This window comes from Micromonospora sp. NPDC049799 (genome assembly GCF_040656655.1).
Lineage (GTDB): Bacteria > Actinomycetota > Actinomycetes > Mycobacteriales > Micromonosporaceae > Micromonospora.
In genome coordinates this window covers 1-3,975 of record NZ_JBFAMU010000458.1, presented here as the reverse complement: position 1 = coordinate 3,975, position 3,975 = coordinate 1, and the positions used below count along the sequence as shown (strand labels likewise).

At 73.4% G+C, this 3,975-nt stretch carries 4 protein-coding genes; all 4 read right to left on the bottom strand.

What is annotated here, in order from left to right; genetic code table 11:
• Positions 1-470: 470 nt before the first annotated feature.
• Positions 471-1,715, bottom strand: a complete 1,245-nt coding sequence (locus AB0I76_RS24390) for an MFS transporter (protein ID WP_357039717.1) — start codon at positions 1,713-1,715, stop codon at positions 471-473.
• A gap of 40 nt (positions 1,716-1,755) precedes the next feature.
• On the bottom strand, positions 1,756-2,337 hold the full coding sequence (locus AB0I76_RS24385) for an isochorismatase family protein (protein WP_357039714.1): 582 nt from the start codon (positions 2,335-2,337) through the stop codon (positions 1,756-1,758).
• A 16-nt stretch (positions 2,338-2,353) separates the two neighbouring features.
• On the bottom strand, positions 2,354-3,640 hold the full coding sequence (locus AB0I76_RS24380) for a nicotinate phosphoribosyltransferase (protein WP_357039711.1): 1,287 nt from the start codon (positions 3,638-3,640) through the stop codon (positions 2,354-2,356).
• Between the two features lie 16 nt (positions 3,641-3,656).
• Positions 3,657-3,975, bottom strand: a 319-nt coding sequence (locus AB0I76_RS24375; RefSeq protein ID WP_357039707.1) for a helix-turn-helix transcriptional regulator, incomplete at its 5' end; no start/stop codon positions are given.

Genomic DNA, 3,975 nt, shown 5'->3' with positions numbered 1-3,975 from the left:
CTTGTGCCGTGCCCTTGCGCCGTGCCCTTGCGCCCTGCCCGTGCGCCGTGCCCTTGTGCCGTGCCCGTGCGCCGTGCGCCGCGCCCGTGCCCGTGCCCGTGTGCCGTTGCGCGGGGACGCGCGTGCGCTGCCGTCTCGCCCCATCCCGTGGCTGTGGTTCCGATGTCGGTGACATTGAGTGGATCATGGCCGCCCTCCTCGGGGCGACGCCGCACGGACGCCGTCCGACTGTCGAGCCCCTTGTGACGTGCCAACATCCGAAGAGCGGGATCGGCGTTCCGCTGTTCGAGATGCGAAGGAGATCTTGGTAGAAATCGGCCCCTCCAGGGGCCGTTTCTTACCAAGATCTCCAGCCCAGCCCAGCCCAGCCCAGCCCAGCCCAGCCCAGCCCAGCCCAGCCCAGCCCAGCCCAGCCCAGCCCAGCCCAGCCCAGCCCAGCCCAGCCCGGCGGAGCGGGGTCAGGTGGGCGGTCAGGGGACCGGTGTCAGTGCCGGCTCGGGCGGTCCGGCCGTGAGGATGGCGGCGGTACGGCGGTGGCGCAGCTCGACCGGCAGGACGAGCAGGGCCACGACCACGCCGATCGCCCCGGTGACCGCGAAGCCCCACAGCGGCGCGTGGGCGTCGATCACCGCGCCGGCCAGGGGAGCGCCGACTGCGATGCCGACCGTGATGGCCGAGCCGTGCAGGCCCATCGCCTCGCCGCGCGCCTCGGGCGGGGCGAGGCGGCTGACCGCGTCGGAGGTGGCGGCGATGGTGGGCGCGCAGAGGGCGCCGGCGGGGATGAGCGCCAGGCAGAGCAGCCACCAGTGGGAGCCGCCCAGGCCGACCGGGATCGTGCAGAGACTGAGCGCGGCCATCAGCGCCAGCGGGGAGAAGGACCGGCGGACCGCCCCGTACGCGAAGCCGCCGACCAGCGAGGCGACCGCCCACATGGCGAGCACGACGCCGGTCCAGCCGACCTCGCCGCTCTCCCGGAGTACCGCGATGACCGCGACGTCGGTGCCGCCCAGCACGAGCGTGCACGCGGTGCTGACGGCGAGCACGGCCAGCAGGCGCGGGGTCAGCCACTCCCGGCGGGGCACCCGCCGGCGGGTCGCCACCGGCTCGCCGGCGCCCCGGACCGGTGGGTTGAGCAGCCACAGTCCGACGCCGGCGGCGACGATCCCGGCACCCACCAGGTAGAGGGTGGTCCGCGCGGAGATCGCGGTGACCGACGCCGTGGCCAGGGCGGGCCCGACCATGAACGACAGCTCCACCGACATCGAGTCCAGCGCGTACGCGGGCCGGCGCCGCTCCACCGGGACCATCGCCGCGATGGACTGGCGGATCACCGAGAAGATCGGCAGGGCCAGCGAGCCGGCGAGGAACGCGGCGGGCAGCAGCAGAGGGTACGGGAGCATCGGCGCGGTCGACCAGAAGACCGCCTCGGCGACAGCGGTCAGCACCAGCACCGGTCGCAGGCCCCGCCGGTCGACCAGCCGGCCCAGCAGCGGGCCACCGATCGCCGCGCCGACGGTGATCGCGGCGCCGACCAGCCCCGCGGCGCCGTACCCGCGGCCGAGGTCCTCCACGACGTAGAACGTCAGGGTCACGCCGGTCGCGGTCAGCGGCACCCGGGCCAGCACCGCCACCAGCAGCAACGAGCGCAGGCCGGGCAGGGCCAGCGCCTCCCGGTAAGGCTTCATGTTCACGTCGGTCCGTACCTCCGCGCACATCCTCGACCGGGGGTACGACCGCCGCCAACGATTTACCGGATCATGCGGCCCTGATCACAGGTGCCCCGTGGGTGGTGATGCCGGCTCCCTCGAACGCCCGCACCGCGACGTCGGTGGTGTCCGGGGCGACGCCGGCGGTCAGGTCCAGCAGCACGGTCGTGGCGAAGCCCTCCTGCACGGCGTCCAGCGCGGTGGCGCGTACGCAGTGGTCCGTCGCGATGCCGACGACCTCGACCCGGTCCACCCCGTGCCGCCGGAGCCAGTCCGCCAGGCACTCGCCGTCGTCGGCGTGGCCCTCGAAGCCGGAGTAGGCGGCGGCGTGCTCGCCCTTGTGGAAGATCGCCTCGACCCGGTCGGTGGCCAGGTCGGGGTGGAACTCGGAGCCGGGGGTGCCCACCACGCAGTGCCGGGGCCAGGAGTCGACGTAGTCCGGCGGGTTGCCGAAGTGCGCTCCGGGATCGATGTGGTAGTCCTTCGTCGCCACGACGTGGTCCCAGCGGTCCGGCTCGGCGGCGAGCAGCCGGGTGATGCCGGCCGCGACGCCCGCCCCGCCGCCGACGGCGAGGGAACCGCCCTCGCAGAAGTCGTTCTGCACGTCCACGATGATCAGCGCGGTGCTCACAGTCGTTCGCCCCTTTCTAGTCGGCCGGGATGACCGTGACCGGGATGGCCGGGTCACCGGCGGAGAGCTTCAGCCCCTCCCAGGGGATGGAGATCAGGCACTGCCGCAGGTGTTCCCGCGACTCGTCGAGGGTGGGCAGCAGGACCGACTCACCCTCGACCACGTACGACCGTTGCAGCATCCGGTCGTGCGGCCGGTGGTCCGGCACGCCCTGCGGGACGACGATCTCCTCGGTGGCGGTCCCGGTGGGCTTGTGCCGGCGGATCGCGACCTTCCGGCCGCCGATGGTCGCCTTGTGCTCGGAGCGCTTGACCACCGCGCGCCCGTCGACCTCGACCAGTTTGTAGACGAGCCCGGCGGTGGGTGCGCCGGAGCCGGTGACCACGGAGGTGCCGGCGCCGTACATGTCCACCGGTTCGGCGGCGAGCGAGGCGATGGAGTACTCGTCGAGGTCGCCCGAGACGATGATTTTGGTTTCGGTGGCGCCGAGCGAGTCGAGCAGTTCGCGGGACTGCTGCGCGATCACGGCCAGGTCGCCGGAGTCGATCCGGACCGCGCGCAGGTCGGTGCCGGCCACCTCGATCGCGTTACGGATGCCCTGGCTGATGTCGTACGTGTCCACCAGCAGGGTGGTGTCCTTGCCCAGCGTGGCGACCTGCGAGGCGAACGCGGCCCGCTCGTCGTCGTGCAGCAGGGTGAACGCGTGCGCGGCGGTGCCGGCGGTGGGGATCCCGTAACGCTGCCCGGCGGCCAGGTTGGAGGTGAACCGGAATCCGGCCAGGTACGCGGCGCGGGCGGCGGCCACCGCGGCCTCCTCGTGCGCCCGCCGCGAGCCCATCTCGATCAGCGTCCGGCCCCGGGCGGCGGTGACCATGCGGGCGGCGGCCGCGGCGACCGCACAGTCGTGGTTGAGCACCGACAGGACCAGCGTCTCCAGCACCACGCACTCGGCGAAGCCGCCGGAGACGGTGAGGATGGGCGAGCCGGGGAAGAACAGCTCGCCCTCGGCGTACCCGTCGACGTCGCCGGTGAAGCGGTAGCTCGCCAGCCAGGCGGCGGTCTGCTCGTCGACGACCCCGGTCCGGCGCAGGAAGTCGATCTCCTCCGGGTCGAAGCGGAAGTCACGGATCAGGTCGACCAGCCGACCGGTCCCGGCCACCACGCCGTAGCGGCGACCGGTGGGCAGCCGGCGACTGAACACCTCGAAGACGCAGCGGCGGTCGGCCGTGCCGTCCCGCAGGGCGGCGCTGATCATCGTCAGCTCGTAGTGGTCGGTCAGCAGCGCGGGGCGAAGGGTGCTCACCGCCCCAGCCTAGAGTTCACCCGGGTTGCCCGCCCTCGTGGCCCGGGATCGCCCGCAGCGCCGCATCCAGCTCGGCCCGGCCGGCCACGCCGAGCTTGCCGTAGATCCGCTGGAGGTGGTTCTCGACGGTGCGCGCCGACAGGAAGAGCCGCTCGGCGATGACCCGGCTCGTCCTGCCGTTGGCCGCGAGCCGCGCGATCTGCCACTCCCGCTCGGTGAGGGTGGGCGCACCGGCCCGCAGCGCCGGGGTGCGGATCTGGTCGCACCGGCCGAGCAGGCCCCCTGCGGCTCGTGCCGGGAACCGACGTCGTACCAGAGGTTCACGGCGACGGCCG